This is a genomic window from Bartonella sp. MR168JLCBS, from assembly GCF_042194175.1.
Genome location: NZ_JBHIMP010000638.1, coordinates 1 through 518, shown reverse-complemented (window position 1 = coordinate 518; position 518 = coordinate 1). Strand labels below are relative to the sequence as shown.

Below are 518 nucleotides of genomic sequence, written 5' to 3'. Positions count from 1 at the left end.
ATAAATTTAAGATTGTTGTATCAAGAAGCTTCTGTCTAACACGCCGCATCCTTGATAACAGCTTATCGGGATTAAATAATGTAAGCTTTTTTCTTCCAAAACTAAAAGAGACATAATCTTTTTTCCCATACATCACACAACGTTGGAGAAACAAACCATTCTAGTCGTTTGGCTAAATCATCAAAGTCATTTTGAACACATTGAAACAGATTCGTGATCTCTCCATTCAGATCATTAATAACGGAATATTTTGCTGGTCTTTTGTTTAGAAAAATAAAACCTGAACCTAAAAATAGTTCAACATAGGTTTCATGGCCAATATTATTTAAAATCGGTATAATTTTCTTACGCAGATAGTGTTTACCCCCCATCCACGCAAACAATATTTGTGTAAATTCTTGTTTCATCATATTTTTTAAGGAGAGATTTGGATATCTAACTTTTTTGTTATCCACTTTTTGAGGTGTGAGAAGCTATTCTCTACGGCGTCCACAAAACGGGAAAAATCTATTACAAAC

The 518-nt window shown here is 32.8% G+C and carries 1 pseudogene; it reads right to left on the bottom strand.

From position 1 onward, the window contains the following. Positions 1 to 410: pseudogene (locus ACFIK8_RS13135) on the bottom strand (DNA adenine methylase); the annotation flags it as partial. Positions 411 to 518 lie beyond the last annotated feature (108 nt).